This window comes from Klebsiella sp. ME-303 (genome assembly GCF_007910085.1).
In the GTDB taxonomy this organism is placed as follows: Bacteria; Pseudomonadota; Gammaproteobacteria; order Enterobacterales; family Enterobacteriaceae; genus Klebsiella; species Klebsiella michiganensis.
Window position 1 is genome coordinate 50,431 of record NZ_VOJB01000068.1, and the last position, 15,630, is coordinate 66,060.

Below are 15,630 nucleotides of genomic sequence, written 5' to 3' on the forward strand. Positions count from 1 at the left end.
CACCCGGCGCGTAAAGCCCGTTTTCCGCAGCGTGCCATCGCCTGTTTTTTGTGCGGCAAGGTGCGAGAAATAAGGAAAGAGAATTGACTCCGGAGTGTACAATTATTACAATCCGGCCTCTTTAATCACCCACGCTGAGGCGTAGGCCGTTCGAAATTCGTTCGGATTTACGCGAAAGTCAGTGAAATTATTCAAGTTTAGGTAGAAATCGCCATGAAACGCACTTTTCAACCGTCTGTACTGAAGCGCAACCGTTCTCACGGCTTCCGTGCTCGTATGGCTACTAAAAATGGTCGTCAGGTTCTGGCACGTCGTCGTGCTAAAAGCCGCGCTCGTCTGACCGTTTCCAAGTAATAAAGCTAACCCTGAGTGGTTAAGCTCGCATTTCCCAGGGAGTTACGCTTGTTAACTCCCAGTCATTTCACTTTCGTCTTCCAGCAGCCATTACGGGCTGGCACGCCGCAAATCACCATCCTCGGCCGCCAAAATTCGCTGGGGCATCCCCGCATCGGTCTTACCGTCGCCAAGAAAAACGTCAAGCGCGCGCATGAACGCAATCGGATTAAACGTCTGACGCGTGAAAGCTTCCGTTTACGTCAACATGAACTCCCGCCAATGGATTTCGTGGTGGTGGCGAAGAAAGGGGTTGCCGACCTCGATAACCGTGCTCTCTCGGAAGCGTTGGAAAAATTATGGCGCCGCCACTGTCGCCTGGCTCGCGGGTCCTGATAGGCCTGATTCGGGTCTATCAGCGCCTGATTAGTCCGCTACTCGGGCCGCACTGTCGTTTCACGCCGACCTGTTCTCAATACGGAATTGAGGCATTGCGCAGGTTTGGATTGATAAAAGGCAGTTGGTTGACGGTGAAACGCGTATTAAAATGCCACCCTTTACACCCTGGTGGTGACGATCCCGTCCCGCCTGGACCATTTGATACCAGAGAACACTAACGATGGATTCGCAACGCAATCTTCTTATCATCGCTTTGTTGTTCGTGTCTTTCATGATCTGGCAAGCCTGGGAGCAGGATAACAATCCTCAACCCCAGCAGCAGACCACGCAGACAACGACCACAGCAACGGGTAGCGCCGCCGACCAGGGCGTACCGGCCAGTGGCCAGGGGAAACTGATTACGGTAAAAACCGATGTGCTTGACCTGACCATCAACACCCGCGGTGGTGATGTTGAGCAAGCGCTGCTTCTGGATTATCCGAAAGAGCTGAAGTCAACTGAGCCGTTCCAGCTTCTGGAAACCACGCCGCAGTTTACCTATCAGGCGCAGAGCGGCCTGACCGGTCGTGATGGCCCGGACAACCCGGCTAACGGACCGCGTCCGTTGTATAACGTCGATAAAGATGCGTTTGTGATGGCTGATGGCCAGAACGAAATCGTCATTCCTCTGACGTACACCGATAAAGCAGGCAACGTATTCACCAAAACTTTCACCCTGAAGCGCGGTGAATATGCGGTGAACGTCGGCTATAGCGTGCAGAACGCCAGCGAAAAACCGCTGGAACTGTCGACCTTTGGCCAGCTGAAGCAAACCGCCAACCTGCCGACGCATCGCGACACGCAGACCGGCGGTCTGACGACGATGCACACCTTCCGTGGCGCGGCGTACTCAACGTCTGAAACGAAGTACGAAAAATACAAATTCGATACTATCGTCGATAACGAAAACCTGAACGTCAGCACCAAAAACGGCTGGGTTGCCATGCTGCAGCAGTACTTTACTACCGCATGGGTTCCGCAGAACACCGGTACTAACAACTTCTACACCGCGAATCTCGGCAACGGTATTGTGGCAATCGGCTACAAATCTCAGCCGGTTCTGGTGCAGCCGGGTCAAACCGATAAGCTGGAAAGCACCCTGTGGGTCGGCCCGGCTATTCAGGACAAAATGGCCGCCGTTGCGCCGCATCTTGACCTGACCGTCGACTACGGCTGGCTGTGGTTTATCTCTCAGCCGCTGTTCAAACTGCTGAAATGGATCCATAGCTTCCTGGGCAACTGGGGCTTCTCCATCATCGTCATCACCTTTATCGTTCGTGGCATCATGTACCCGCTGACTAAAGCGCAGTACACCTCCATGGCGAAGATGCGTATGCTGCAGCCGAAGATTCAGGCAATGCGCGAGCGTCTGGGCGACGACAAGCAGCGTCAAAGCCAGGAAATGATGGCCCTGTATAAAGCTGAGAAGGTTAACCCGCTGGGTGGCTGCTTCCCGCTGATTATCCAGATGCCAATCTTCCTTGCGCTGTACTACATGCTGAGCGCCTCGGTTGAACTGCGTCATGCGCCGTTTATCCTGTGGATCCACGACCTGTCTGCGCAAGACCCGTACTACATCCTGCCGATCATCATGGGCGCGACGATGTTCTTCATCCAGAAGATGTCTCCGACCACCGTGACCGACCCGATGCAGCAGAAGATCATGACCTTTATGCCGGTCATCTTCACGGTGTTCTTCCTGTGGTTCCCGTCCGGTCTGGTGGTTTACTATATCGTCAGCAACCTGGTCACCATTATTCAGCAGCAGCTGATTTACCGTGGTCTGGAGAAGCGTGGCCTGCATAGCCGCGAGAAGAAAAAATCCTGATACTCTTGAATTATTTTGAGTATTTACGGTAACGTTAATGCCAGAGAAGGCGGTCATTAGACCGCCTTTTTTACATCTACATAGAGAGTCACCATGAGCCATAACGACACTATCGTCGCCCAGGCAACCCCACCGGGACGCGGTGGTGTGGGCATTCTGCGCATCTCTGGCCTGAAGGCGCGCGACGTTGCGCAGGCAGTGCTGGGCAAGCTGCCGAAGCCGCGCTATGCCGACTACCTGCCGTTTAAAGACAGCGACGGCAGCGCGCTGGATCAGGGGATTGCGCTGTGGTTCCCCGGCCCGAACTCCTTTACCGGCGAAGACGTGCTGGAGCTTCAGGGCCACGGCGGCCCCGTTATCCTCGACCTGCTTCTGAAACGCATTCTGACGCTGCCGGGCGTGCGCATCGCCAGGCCCGGCGAGTTCTCCGAGCGCGCGTTTTTAAACGACAAGCTCGACCTGGCACAGGCAGAAGCCATTGCCGACCTGATCGACGCCAGCTCCGAGCAGGCGGCGCGTTCTGCGCTGAATTCGCTGCAGGGCGCATTCTCCACTCGCGTAAACCATCTTGTGGAAGCGCTGACGCACCTGCGCATCTACGTGGAAGCGGCCATTGATTTCCCGGACGAGGAGATCGACTTCCTCTCCGATGGCAAAATCGAAGCCCAGCTAAACGACGTTATCGCCGATCTTGACGCCGTGCGCGCCGAAGCGCGCCAGGGCAGCCTGCTGCGCGAAGGGATGAAGGTCGTCATTGCCGGGCGGCCGAACGCCGGGAAATCAAGCCTGCTGAACGCGCTGGCGGGCCGGGAGGCGGCTATCGTCACCGATATTGCCGGTACCACCCGCGACGTGCTGCGCGAGCATATCCATATCGACGGTATGCCGCTGCACATCATTGATACCGCCGGCCTGCGCGATGCGAACGATGAGGTAGAGCGTATCGGCATCGAACGCGCCTGGCAGGAGATTGAACAAGCCGATCGCGTGCTGTTTATGGTCGATGGTACCACCACCGATGCGACCGATCCGGCAGATATCTGGCCAGATTTTATCGCCCGTCTACCGAAAAACCTGCCGATTACCGTGGTGCGCAACAAGGCGGATATCACCGGCGAAACGCTGGGGCTGAGCGAAGTGAATGACCACTCACTTGTTCGCCTTTCGGCGCGTACCGGCGAGGGCGTAGACGTGCTGCGTAATCATCTCAAGCAGAGCATGGGCTTTGAAACCAATATGGAAGGCGGCTTTCTGGCGCGCCGCCGCCATCTGCAGGCGCTGTCCGACGCCGCAGAATATCTTCAGCAGGGTAAAGCGCAGCTGCTGGGCGCCTGGGCTGGCGAGCTGCTGGCGGAAGAGCTGCGCCTGGCCCAGCAGAGCCTGAGCGAAATCACCGGCGAGTTTACCTCCGACGACCTGCTGGGACGCATTTTCTCAAGTTTCTGTATCGGTAAATAAGCTCAGTATGTGAGCATTGACTAACCCGCATTAACGTCCTGTTAAAGCGGGTTAATTTTTTTCCTTTAGCGTCTTCACGGCGTATCGCTTTGTCTATTACCCTTATCGGTACCCCCCACTTACCGGATACGACAATGATGGCTGATTACACCTTTATTGATACCGTCCCTTCGGCGGAAGATTTTTGTCGCCTGCGCGTCATATCAGGTATGTCGCCGCGCCCGCTGGAAGGCGCCCGCGCGGGTCTGCCGCGTAGCTGCTACGGCGTGCATATCCTCTATGCGGGCGTGCCCGTTGGTATGGGGCGCATCGTCGGCGACGGCGCGCTGAACTTTGAAATCGTCGACGTCGCCGTGGACCCGGCCCATCAGGGAAAAGGTCTCGGTCGCCAGATCATGCAGAAAATCGTCTCCTGGCTGGATGAAAACGCGGTTAAAGGGGCATACGTCTCGCTGGTGGCGGATGTTCCCGAACTGTACGCCAAATTTGGGTTTTCCAGCGTCAGGCCAGAAAGTGAAGGTATGGCCAAGATCTGGAAATAATGCGGGACGCGATCGCTTTATTGGAAATATCAAAAAGCGATATAAAAACAAATAATTAAATTATCTCCGCACATCTTCCAACCGTTTTTCCTCCCGGGAAATCGTTGTTGTCCAAATGGCAACTCGTACTCCCGCACGAACCCCACTATTCTGTACGGCATTCTTATGCGAGGGGTTCTATGGCACGCTTTCTTATCTGCAGTTTTGCGCTGGTTCTGCTTTATCCATCCGGCATCGATATGTATCTGGTCGGTCTGCCGCGCATTGCGCAGGATCTGGGGGCCAGTGAAGCGCAGCTGCATATCGCCTTTTCGGTTTATCTGGCGGGAATGGCCGCGGCAATGCTGTTTGCGGGTCGTATCGCCGATAAATCAGGACGCAAACCGGTGGCGATTTTCGGTGCCGTGGTCTTCATACTGGCCTCCCTTCTCTGCTCGCAGGCGCAGGTCAGCGCCCACTTCCTGATTGGGCGTTTTATTCAGGGGATTGGCGCGGGCAGCTGCTACGTCGTCGCCTTTGCGGTGCTGCGCGATACCCTCGACGATCGCCGCCGGGCGAAGGTACTTTCCCTCCTTAACGGTATCACCTGCATTATTCCGGTTCTGGCGCCGGTACTCGGCCACCTGATTATGCTGAAATACCCGTGGCAGAGCCTGTTCTATACCATGACAGGCATGGGCGTTCTGGTGGGACTGCTCTCGGTCTTTATCTTGCGGGAAACGCGCCCCACAGCCGCGCCACATGCGGCGATGCAGCAAAATAATGTCCCCGAGTCGCTGCTTAACCGCTTTTTTCTCAGCCGAATAATCATAACCACCCTGAGCGTGACGGCTATCCTGACTTACGTTAACGTCTCCCCGGTGCTCATGATGGAAGTGATGGGCTTCGATCGCGGCACCTATTCCATGGCGATGGCGCTAATGGCGCTTGTTAGCATGGTGGTGTCGTTCTCAACGCCGTTCGCTTTGACGCTATTTAAGCCCCGCACCCTGATGCTGACCTCGCAGGTGCTGTTCTTTATCGCCGGCGTGCTGCTGAGCCTCTCCACCAGCCAGACGATGACGATGCTGGGTCTGGGGTTGATTTGCGCCGGGTTCTCCGCCGGCTTTGGCGTAGCAATGAGTCAGGCCCTTGGGCCATTCACCCTGCGCGCCGGCGTGGCGAGTTCTGTTTTGGGAATTGCTCAGGTCTGCGGCTCTTCACTGTGGATTTGGCTGGCGGCTATCATCGGACTCAGCGCGATGAATATGCTGATCGGGATACTTATTGCCTGTAGCATAGTGAGCATTGTTCTGATTATGGTCACCTCTCCGGCGCGGGCCGCGCAACGCTATGAAGAAACCCCTGTCGAGTCTCGATCTTAACCTGCTGCTGTGCCTGCAGCTCTTAACCCAGGAGCTCAGCGTCACCCGCACGGCGAAGCGGATGAACGTTTCGCCGTCGGCGGTGAGTAAATCGCTGGCTAAACTGCGCGTCTGGTTTGACGATCCGCTGTTTGTCAAAACGCCTCTGGGACTGTCACCCACGCCGCTGATGAGCAGTATGGAGCAGGATCTGGCGGACTGGATGCAGATGGGTAATCAGATCCTCGATAAGCCTCATCATACCATGCCGAGCGGGTTAAAGTTTGAGCTGGCGGCAGAGTCGCCGCTGCTGATGATCCTGCTGAATACGCTTTCGCAGCGGATCTACCAGCGCTATCCGCAGGCGCTGATCCGCCTGCGTAACTGGGATTATGATTCGCTGGATGCGATTATTCGCGGTGAAGTCGACATCGGTTTTTGCGGCCGGGAAACCCATCCTCGCTCCCGTGAACAGCTCAGCCTGCTGCCCTGGTATATCGATTTTGAAATCCTGTTTACCGATCTCCCGCAGGTATGGCTGCGCGCCGATCATCCCGCGCTGAACGAAGAGTGGGATCTGGACACTTTCCTGCGTTATCCGCATATCAATATCTGTTGGGAACAAAGCGATACCTGGGCGCTGGATGATGTTCTGCACGATCTGGGGCATAAACGCACCGTGGCGTTGACCGTTCCGGGTTTTGAGCAGTCGCTGTTTATGGCGGCCCAGCCTCATCATACGATGTTGGCCACCGCCCCGCGCTATTGCCAGCGTTACAATCAACAGCACCATCTGCCGCTGGTTTCACTCCCGTTGCCGCTGGAGCCGTCCCAGCTGGAGAAAATACGCGTCCCCTTCACCCTCCTGTGGCATAAGCGCAACAGCTACAATCCGAAGATCGTCTGGCTGCGAGAAACGCTCAGGCAGCTCTATGTGGAACCGCTCTAGCGTTGGATTAGCCCGTCTTGCGCAATAAATTGTAAAATTTATGCAATTTATTGCGCAAGGAGTGATTTCCGCATTAAAACCTGGCAATTCTGAGCGATAATATAATTCGCAATTTTTATCATTGACCATTAATCACGGAGCGACGAATGGCAACGCATTTTGCAAGAGGGATACTCAACACCCGGGAACCGCTATCTACACGCCTGTCAGCGGCCTGTCATCAATCCGCCAGCCGCCTGCCTGAGTACCGACAAAGCCGCTATCGCGCATCACGGTCACTCCTCGCAGAACTCCTCTTTATGCTGTATGGCATCAGCGAACTTCCTGAAATTATTGACGAAGAGAATGGAAAACCCGCTTTCCGCGACGAAAATCTCCCGCGTTTTTCCATCTCCTATGCCGGGAATATTGTCGGCGTCGCGTTATCCACCGAAGGTGATTGCGGCCTGGATATGGAATTACCGCACGCCTCCCGTAGTTTACATGCCTCGCCCGACGCCGACCGCTACGTCTTTAACAGTAATGAGCGGGTATGGATTAGCAACCAGCACGATCCCGATGAAGCGCGCGCTCAGCTTGACGCACTCCGCAAAAGCGTCATGAAACTGACCGGTGAAAACGCCGTTAACCTCCAGCTTCTTCCGGGCTCCGGACGATTACGGACAAGCGGGACGCAGTCAATCGAAGCGGTGTGCGATGCCGAAACGGTGCTGGTCTGGTCCATCGCCGCCAGTCCGGATATCGGCCAGCTGAAAGTCTGGGAATATAATGGTAAAGAGGGCTGGCGTAGCCTGCCCGACGCGCAGGCTCGCGCCAAAGAGCCGTCCGCCCGGCTGATGCGTTTCACTCATTTACCGGTAGAAAAAGCCTTCTCCCTCAACTGACCGGATAACCCGGCCATCATGATGCAAAGGAGCAATCATGTCTGATACGTTGAAAGTTGTTACGTTACTCGGAAGTCTGCGCAAAGGCTCTTTTAATGCCATGGTCGCGCGTACCCTCCCCGGCATCGCGCCCGCAGGAATGGCGGTTTCCGCGTTACCGTCCATTGGCGATATTCCTCTCTATGATGCCGACGTCCAGCAGGAAGAGGGATTTCCACAAAGCGTTCAGGATATCGCTCAGCAAATTCGCGAGGCTGATGGTGTGGTTATCGTTACGCCGGAATATAACTACTCGGTGCCCGGCGGCCTGAAAAACGCCATCGACTGGCTGTCTCGCCTGCCGGAACAGCCGCTATCCGGTAAGCCGGTACTGATTCAAACCAGTTCAATGGGCGCGATTGGCGGCGCGCGCTGTCAGTATCATTTGCGTCAGATTCTGGTATTCCTCGACGCCATGGTGATGAATAAGCCCGAATTTATGGGCGGCGTGATTCAGAACAAAGTGGATCCGCAGGAGGGGAAAGTCGTCGATCAGGGCACGCTCGATCATCTGAGCGGACAGCTTAGCGCTTTTGCCGAATATATTCAGCGGGTTAAAGCCTGACAGACGCCGTCACACTTGCCAGAACGGCTGAGTGTGACGGCGCGGGTATTAATGCACGTCAATAAATACAATTTTCAGCACAAACAGCAGCGAAACCACAATCACGCATGGGCTGAGGTCGCGCAGTCGACCGGTACCGATCTTCATTACGCAGTAAGAGATAAAGCCTAAGGCAATACCTTCCGTAATGGAGAAGCTAAACGGCATCATCACGGCGGTAATAAATGCCGGTACTGATTCGGTTAAATCATCCCACTTCACGCGCGCCAGGCTGGAGGTCATCAGGACGCCAACGTAAATCAGAGCGCCGGCTGCGGCATAGGCCGGGACCATACCCGCCAGCGGCGACAGGAAGATCACCAGCAGGAACAAGAGACCAACGACCACGGCGGTTAAGCCGGTACGTCCGCCTACGGAAACGCCCGAGGAAGATTCAATATAGGCGGTTACGGAAGAGGTGCCGATAAAGGAGCCCGCAACGGACGAGACGCTATCGACAAACAGCGCCTGCTTCATCCGCGGGAACTTGCCCTGCGCATCGGCCAGACCGGCTTTATCGGTCACGCCGATCAGGGTGCCGGAGGAGTCGAACAGGTTCACCAGCATAAACGAGAAGATCACGCCCGCCAGGCCGAGATTCAGCGAGCCTGCCAGGTCAACATGCCCAATGACCGTCGTGACGCTCGGCGGCATGGATACGATGCCGGTGTAGTGAACGTCGCCCAGCAGCCAGCCCAGCAGCGTGGTAACCACGATAGAAACCAGCACCGCGGCGTGGATGTTGCGGGAAGCCAGAATCGCAATAATAAAGAAGCCAAGAATGCCCAGCAGTACGCTGTGGGACGTCAGGTTGCCGATGCTCACCAGGGTTTCCGGGTTGGCGACGATCACGCCGGCGTTCTTCAGGCCCATCATACCGATGAACAGGCCAATACCGCTGGTGATACCGATACGCAGGCTAACCGGGATATTGGCGATCATCCAGTAGCGTACGCGGAAAATCGTCAACAGTAGCAGGCCAACCGCCCCCCAGAAAATCGCGCCCATCCCGACCTGCCACGGCAGGCCCATTGCCTGTACCACGACAAACGCAAAGAAGGCGTTCAGTCCCATCGCCGGCGCCAGGGCCACCGGAAGGTTAGCGAACAGGCCCATCATGATGCTGCCGAACGCGGCGATCAGACAGGTTGTGACGAACACGGCGCTGGTATCCATACCCGCCACGCCGAGGATCTGTGGGTTAACAAAAACGATGTACACCATTGTCAGAAAAGTGGTGAAACCTGCAATCGCTTCGGTGCGTGCCGTCGTGCCGTGTTCACGTAGTTTGAACACGCGCTCCAGCAGACCCGGGCCAGATGACTGGCTGGTTTGTTGTTGACTCATTATCGGTTTCCGAACAAAGGAGGGAAAATTCGTCGCTATCCTATACCAAAATGCGACAATAAGGGCGGTTGTGAGATACTTTTTTTCATCGATTTTGCTTATACGGCAACGATTGCGTCTCACTAATCAGCAAGACGAAAACGTTAACTTATTAAAATGGAAACGACATGACCCAACCAGAAGCAGTATTTTTCGACTGTGACGGCACGCTGGTCGACAGCGAGGTGATCTGCTCCCGCGCCTACGTTCACATGTTCAGGGAATTCGGCATTACGCTGGATTTAGACGAGATTTTTAAGCGCTTCAAAGGCGTCAAGCTGTACGAGATTATCGACACCATTAACGCGGAGTACGGCGTTAATCTGGACAAGGCGACCCTTGAGCCGGTGTACCGCGATGAAGTCGCGCGCCTGTTTGATACTGAACTGGAAGTCATTTCTGGCGCACAGGCGCTGCTGGACGCGGTCAACGTGCCGATGTGCGTGGTCTCCAACGGCCCGGTGAGCAAAATGCAGCACTCTCTCGGTAAAACCGCAATGCTGCACCATTTCCCGGAGCGTCTGTACAGTGGCTACGATATCCAGCGCTGGAAGCCCGATCCGGCCCTGATGCTGCATGCCGCAAAAGCGATGAACGTTAACGTCGAGAACTGCATTCTTGTCGACGACTCCAGCGCAGGCGCGCAGTCGGGGATCGCCGCCGGCATGGAAGTGTTCTACTTCTGCGCCGATCCGCATAATAAGCCGATCGAACATCCGAAGGTGACGACGTTTACCCGCCTGGAAGAGCTACCTGAGCTATGGCAGGCGCGCGGCTGGAATATAACGCGATAAACCTGGAGCGTAGCGCTATCAGGGCGCGTCCCGCCTGCGCTACGCTGAAAGTGGATTACGGTTGACTCAATTCCGCAGCTGCCGCTTTATCAGCCACAATCACCAGGGAAGGATGTAATTTCAACACCGAAGCCGGAACCCGCTCGCTGACTTCGCCTTCAATCACCTGCCTTAGCGCCTGCGCTTTTGCCGCGCCGCTGACGATAAGCAGCAGGTTTTTCGCCGCCATGACGCTTTTTGGCCCCATCGTGACGTAGCTATCCGGCACCGCAGAGAAGTCGCCGCCCATCTCGCCGTGAGCGACAAGATCCACCATATCGCCGACGATAGGGACTTCCACCGTCGCATCGTGGAAGCGCGTGGTATTCGGCAAATTACCGCAAAAATGGCCGTCAGCGCCGAGGCCCATCACTATCAGATCGAGGCCCCCTTCGTCCTGTAACCGCTGGTCGTGATGCCTGAAGTTTTCATGGCTGAGCGGGTGGATATTCTCTTCAGGGATTTGCGCGGGGGTGAAAAACAGGCTGCGCAGATTAGAAATGGTCACGCCTTCACGATCCTGTCCGCGGAACGGAATCTCGTCAAAGTTGTAATAATGGACCTGAGAATAGAACGATTTACCTTTAACCGCGTCCGTCAGATGTTCATACATTTTCTTCGGCGTACTTCCTGCCGTTACCGCCAGGTTCACCCTGCGCGGCGCGGTGATGTAGCCCAGAACGTGATGGCTGGCGACCAGGCTCATCTCGGCATAATCTTCCGTCACGATTAATTTCATATTGTCTCCCTCAAGGTATTGAAGATAAGGAGCCAGCGAACTGGCTCCTTCATGTTATTTGAACAACTTCTGTACAAATTCGGCGTAGGCGGGACGCCAGACGTCCATTTCATGGTTCAGGCCCGGATACTCATGGTAATCAAAGTTGATTTTCTGCTTCTCCAGATCCGCTTTCAGCCCGGCGATATCCTTGCCGGTAACCACGTCTTTCTCGCCCACGACGACGGTAAAGTTACGCAGCTGCTTGTTGATCGTCTGTGGGTTGTGTAGCTGCGCCTCGACGCCGGCATCCGGTACCGTGGTTGTCGTTACGCCGCTGAACGTCGCCAGCCAGCCGAAGCTCTCCAGATGGTTCATTCCGGAGACCAGCGCCTGATAACCGCCCTGCGACAGCCCGGCAAGCGCCCGGCCGTCCGCGTCTTTACGCACGTTAAAGCGCGCATCAATCAGCGGAATAATATCGTTCATCAGCTCTTTATCAGCCGCTTTCGCATTCAGCGGATAGAAGGTTTTACGCCGCTCCTGCGGCGGGAAGTTTTCCGCAACCGCGTCAGGAATATCGGTTTCGGTATCCGGCACCACCACCAGCATGGGCTTGATTTTGCCTTCCGCCAGCAGGTTATCCATGATTTGCGGAATACGGCCCTGGTCGATGGCCGACAGTCCGCTGTCGCCAAAACCGTGATAGAAATAGAGCACCGGCAGCGGTTCGCCGGTACCGGTATAGCCTGGCGGCGTCCACACGTAGACGCGACGCTCAGCGTTCAGCGCCTTTGAATGATAGGTCAGGGTTCGTAGCTCGCCGTGAGCGACCGCGCGATCGTCAAGAATGCTGCCGGGGACCAGGATCAGGCTGGTATTCACCTGACGCTGTGGCTTCTGATAGCGGCTACCGGTATCGACGGAACGGAATCCGTCGACATCAAAATAGTATTCGTAGAGATTGGGAGCCAGCGCATCGCTTTTCCATGTCCAGACCCCCTGCTCATCTTTACTCATATCATGCGAGACAAAGGTATCCGGCGTTGCCCCCGTTACCACGGACACCCGTTTTGCATCCGGGGCAAACAGGCGGAAGGTGATACTCTTATCGGCGTTAACCTGGGTAATATACTGGCTGACCGGGATCGCCGCGCTCGGCGTGGCCGGAAACGGCGCGGCATGAGCGGTAAACGCCGCGCCCGCCAGCGCCAGAGCGAAGTAAATAGCATGTCGTTTCATCGTTAATCCTCTTTAGAATTTTGTCCTGACCGTTGCCAGCCTTACCACCAGATTTCAGCCTGAGCGCCAACGGCAAACTGATCGTTCTTACCATCTTCAAAAATGCTGCTGGTATTGCTGTTAGCCGCCTTATCCAGGTCGATATCCTTCGCTTTAATATAAGTCGCATAGAAACGAATTTCCGGGCGGGAGGTCAGCATACTGGTATTCACTTTAAAGGTATGGAACAGGGTAGTTTTGTAGCCGGATTCGTTATATTTCTTGCCGGTACTATCTTTGTTCTGCTGCTTGAAATAGCCCAATTCAACGCCGGTCTGATTATATTTATCCCAGATCCAGGCCGGGCGCACGACGGCGCGAAGAGACTCAAAATCGGAGTGCGCGCCGGTCTCGTAGCTGTAGACATCATTACCAAAGGAGTAAACGATGGCGTTCGCCATAATGATGTCATCACTCAAATAGGTTTCCCCCTGCGAGGTCAAGCGAACGGCGGTGCCGTTGGTATGATCGCCATAGTATCTGCCGTTGAATGTGGTATACGGGCTGGATCCCGCGTAGCGCGAGAAGCTGCTGGCGATGGAGTTATTTGCCAGCAGGAAGGAAAATTCGTTAAATCCGCCGTTATCAAATTTCTGCGTTAACGACGTCCCCGCCATCCAGGTATCTTTCCATTCATAATATCCATTATTACATTCATTATATTTCTCGGATGAGCTCTGATTTGCCGCGACATACCGGCCGCTGACCATCAATGACGCCTTATCCCAAAGCGGGATCTCTTTATAACGAATATCAATAGTATTGGTGTTAATTTGCTGGCTTTTGGTCAACGTACGGTTGTAGTCATCAACATCCTCGCGCACCAGCGCGATATCAAATTTACCCGCGCCCACTTTCCAGTTTTCAAGGCCAACGCCGGCTGCGGCATCGGTTCTTTGCGTTTTCCAGTCCAGCATCTGGATTTCAATTTTCGGCGCACCGTGCTTACCCACCCAGAAATCCGCTTCCGGCGCGAATGGCAGGAAACCTTTGGTGTTGACGTACATATCAGAGAACTGCATATAGTTCTCGCCGCCAGCGTTATCGCCAAACCAGCCGGAGGAATACTGCTGCCCGACGTTGCCGTCAAGCATCACGATCGCATCAACCCGCTTATTGCCTTCCTGATAGACCCGCTGCTTAAGTTGTAAATCAAACCAGCCCGAATATTCATTACCAAAGCGACCCAGCGAGCCAATCGCCCAGGACTTAGGTGAACCATGGGATGCGGTCCCCCAGCCGGAACGGTAATAGCCGTTATAGCTGAAGCCAATTTCATCCTTCACAAACTTGCTGAAATCCTTCATTGTCATCGAACTATAAATGGACTCGCCGTTAGCCGCGGGCTGTTCGTTTTTCACCAGAACCGCTGCCGGTTTTGCAGCGCCGCCGGCCGGTGCGGGTGCGCTGACAACCTGCGCGGACGCACTCTGCTCAGGTGCGCCAGGCTGCGTACTGGCAACCCAGAGTCGATTTCTGGCCTTCTCTTCATCTTGATATTTTTTTAGTTCGCTCTGCGTATCCTTAAGCGCCTTCTCCAGAAGCTCAAGACGCTGTTCAACGGTTAGCGATTCCGCCATAGCATGGGTTGTATAAGCGAGCGGCGCCATAATAAGTATGGCCGAGGTAATCAGATTTCTTTTAAACATAAGTTCCCTTTATATAAAAACAGGTGCAACTGAATATCGCGATAAAATGTCAACTAACGCGAAGGCGTATTTTTATTTTTCTATCGAATAAAGCTTGTTACCGAAAAGGTGCTTCCCCTTAAGGAAAAAAGAACGTTATTAAAACCAGCACTATTATTTATTCGGTTAATACCATCCTGGTTTACCCACAAACAGCCTTGCATCAAATCAAAAAAAAACCTGAAGCAATCCCCCTGCAGAAAACAGAGGAGGCTTGCTTCAGGTTTTGCCCGCGCAGCGGTAACAATCCCTTTCATCGGCTAATGGCGGATTATCTGGCAAAAAAAAACCTGACATCACCAGGTTAACGGTGATGTCAGGTTTTGCCTGCTTGCGCAGTAACAATCCAGAGTTTTATTCGAGCCTTGCCGCAACAAGTCACCCGATTAATGTACCGCATTGTTACGCTATTAAAATCAAACCACAATTGATGAAATTATTATTTGTGACGACAATCGCACCAATTTTGTTAATTAAAAACAGGAGTAACATTAATCATAACTAATTCTGATAAATCCTTTATCAGAATTAGTCTCTGTGATTTATTACTCTTTAGGATCTTTCCCGGCCAGCAGTTTATCCAGCTCGTCGCCGCCAACGTGACGGAAATCCTGACCTTTGACGAAGTAGAAAATATATTCGCAGATGTTCTGACAACGGTCGCCGATACGCTCAATCGAGCGGGCGCAGAACAGGGCTGTCAGGACGCTTGGAATGGTGCGCGAATCTTCCATCATATAGGTCATCAGCTGGCGCACGATGCCTTCATATTCCTGGTCGACTTTCTTATCTTCGCGATAAATACGCACCGCTTCATCAAGGTCCATACGCGCAAAGGCGTCCAGCACATCATGCAGCATCTGCACGGTGTGGCGCCCCAGCGATTCCAGGCTCACCAGCAGCGGCTGATGCTGCTGGGAAAATTTTTCCAGCGCGGTACGGCAGATTTTATCCGCGACGTCGCCGATGCGTTCCAGCTCGGCGATGGTTTTGATAATCGCCATCACCAGACGCAGGTCGCTGGCGGTCGGCTGACGCTTGGCGATGATGCGCACGCAGGCCTCATCGATCGCCACTTCCATCATATTGACCTGCTTGTCGCCGTCAATAACGCGCTTTGCCAGTTCGCTGTCCTGGTTATGCATCGCGGTGATCGCATCAGAAAGCTGCTGCTCCACCAGCCCACCCATGGTCATGACCTGGGTGCGGATGTACTCCAGTTCAGCATTGAACTGGCCGGAAATATGTTTGTTAAGATTTAGGTTATCCATAGTATCTCCTGATTGCCCAATAGGTTAGAGCCTGG

The 15,630-nt window shown here is 54.4% G+C and carries 16 protein-coding genes; 11 read left to right on the forward strand and 5 right to left on the reverse strand.

Annotation, left to right across the window (positions count from 1 at the left end):
• Positions 1–213 precede the first annotated feature (213 nt).
• The 10 genes from rpmH (at position 214) to FQK12_RS09525 (ending at position 8,379) form a co-directional block, all read left to right on the forward strand.
• Entirely contained in the window at positions 214–354 is a 141-nt protein-coding gene (gene rpmH / locus FQK12_RS09480; RefSeq protein WP_004871828.1) for a 50S ribosomal protein L34, read from the forward strand.
• 15 nt (positions 355–369) lie between these two features.
• On the forward strand, positions 370–729 hold the full coding sequence (gene rnpA / locus FQK12_RS09485) for a ribonuclease P protein component (RefSeq protein ID WP_004871829.1): 360 nt from the start codon (positions 370–372) through the stop codon (positions 727–729).
• The gene (gene yidD / locus FQK12_RS09490; RefSeq protein ID WP_004871831.1) at positions 693–950 is read left to right on the forward strand and encodes a membrane protein insertion efficiency factor YidD; all 258 of its coding nucleotides are present in this window, start codon (positions 693–695) and stop codon (positions 948–950) included. The genes rnpA and yidD overlap by 37 nt, the downstream gene beginning before the upstream one ends.
• Positions 951–952: 2 nt before the next feature.
• Positions 953–2,599 (forward strand): membrane protein insertase YidC, encoded by a 1,647-nt coding sequence (gene yidC / locus FQK12_RS09495; protein ID WP_004855708.1) that lies wholly within the window; start codon positions 953–955, stop codon positions 2,597–2,599.
• A gap of 93 nt (positions 2,600–2,692) precedes the next feature.
• A complete protein-coding gene (gene mnmE, locus FQK12_RS09500) occupies positions 2,693–4,057 on the forward strand; it encodes a tRNA uridine-5-carboxymethylaminomethyl(34) synthesis GTPase MnmE (protein ID WP_014227335.1) in 1,365 nt (454 codons plus the stop codon).
• Between the two features lie 134 nt (positions 4,058–4,191).
• Positions 4,192–4,599 carry a GNAT family N-acetyltransferase gene (locus FQK12_RS09505; RefSeq protein ID WP_014227336.1) on the forward strand — a complete coding sequence of 136 codons (408 nt, stop codon included), beginning with the start codon at positions 4,192–4,194 and terminating at the stop codon, positions 4,597–4,599.
• Positions 4,600–4,778: 179 nt separating this feature from the next.
• Positions 4,779–5,963: an MFS transporter gene (locus FQK12_RS09510; protein WP_014227337.1), complete on the forward strand. Its 1,185-nt coding sequence runs from the start codon at positions 4,779–4,781 to the stop codon at positions 5,961–5,963.
• On the forward strand, positions 5,932–6,891 hold the full coding sequence (gene yidZ, locus FQK12_RS09515) for an HTH-type transcriptional regulator YidZ (RefSeq protein WP_014227338.1): 960 nt from the start codon (positions 5,932–5,934) through the stop codon (positions 6,889–6,891). The genes FQK12_RS09510 and yidZ overlap by 32 nt, the downstream gene beginning before the upstream one ends.
• Positions 6,892–7,037: 146 nt before the next feature.
• Positions 7,038–7,775, forward strand: a complete 738-nt coding sequence (locus FQK12_RS09520; RefSeq protein WP_014227339.1) for a 4'-phosphopantetheinyl transferase family protein — start codon at positions 7,038–7,040, stop codon at positions 7,773–7,775.
• Between the two features lie 37 nt (positions 7,776–7,812).
• The gene (locus FQK12_RS09525) at positions 7,813–8,379 is read left to right on the forward strand and encodes an NADPH-dependent FMN reductase (protein ID WP_014227340.1); all 567 of its coding nucleotides are present in this window, start codon (positions 7,813–7,815) and stop codon (positions 8,377–8,379) included.
• A gap of 48 nt (positions 8,380–8,427) precedes the next feature.
• Here FQK12_RS09525 and FQK12_RS09530 read toward each other — a convergent pair whose 3' ends face one another.
• A complete protein-coding gene (locus tag FQK12_RS09530) occupies positions 8,428–9,765 on the reverse strand; it encodes an NCS2 family permease (RefSeq protein ID WP_014227341.1) in 1,338 nt (445 codons plus the stop codon).
• A gap of 167 nt (positions 9,766–9,932) precedes the next feature.
• Between FQK12_RS09530 and yieH the strand changes: the two genes are divergently transcribed.
• Positions 9,933–10,598, forward strand: coding sequence for a 6-phosphogluconate phosphatase (yieH, locus tag FQK12_RS09540; RefSeq protein ID WP_014227342.1), 666 nt, complete (start codon positions 9,933–9,935; stop codon positions 10,596–10,598).
• Positions 10,599–10,653: 55 nt separating this feature from the next.
• On the opposite strand, the gene FQK12_RS09545 is transcribed toward yieH, so the two are convergent.
• The 4 genes from FQK12_RS09545 to phoU all read right to left on the reverse strand — a co-directional run bounded on the left by FQK12_RS09545 (position 10,654) and on the right by phoU (position 15,595).
• Positions 10,654–11,376 (reverse strand): glucosamine-6-phosphate deaminase, encoded by a 723-nt coding sequence (locus tag FQK12_RS09545; RefSeq protein ID WP_014227343.1) that lies wholly within the window; start codon positions 11,374–11,376, stop codon positions 10,654–10,656.
• A gap of 54 nt (positions 11,377–11,430) precedes the next feature.
• Positions 11,431–12,597 (reverse strand): alpha/beta hydrolase-fold protein, encoded by a 1,167-nt coding sequence (locus tag FQK12_RS09550; protein WP_014227344.1) that lies wholly within the window; start codon positions 12,595–12,597, stop codon positions 11,431–11,433.
• Positions 12,598–12,638: 41 nt separating this feature from the next.
• The gene (locus FQK12_RS09555; protein WP_014227345.1) at positions 12,639–14,285 is read right to left on the reverse strand and encodes a carbohydrate porin; all 1,647 of its coding nucleotides are present in this window, start codon (positions 14,283–14,285) and stop codon (positions 12,639–12,641) included.
• A 584-nt stretch (positions 14,286–14,869) separates the two neighbouring features.
• The gene (phoU, locus tag FQK12_RS09560) at positions 14,870–15,595 is read right to left on the reverse strand and encodes a phosphate signaling complex protein PhoU (RefSeq protein WP_004107251.1); all 726 of its coding nucleotides are present in this window, start codon (positions 15,593–15,595) and stop codon (positions 14,870–14,872) included.
• Positions 15,596–15,630 lie beyond the last annotated feature (35 nt).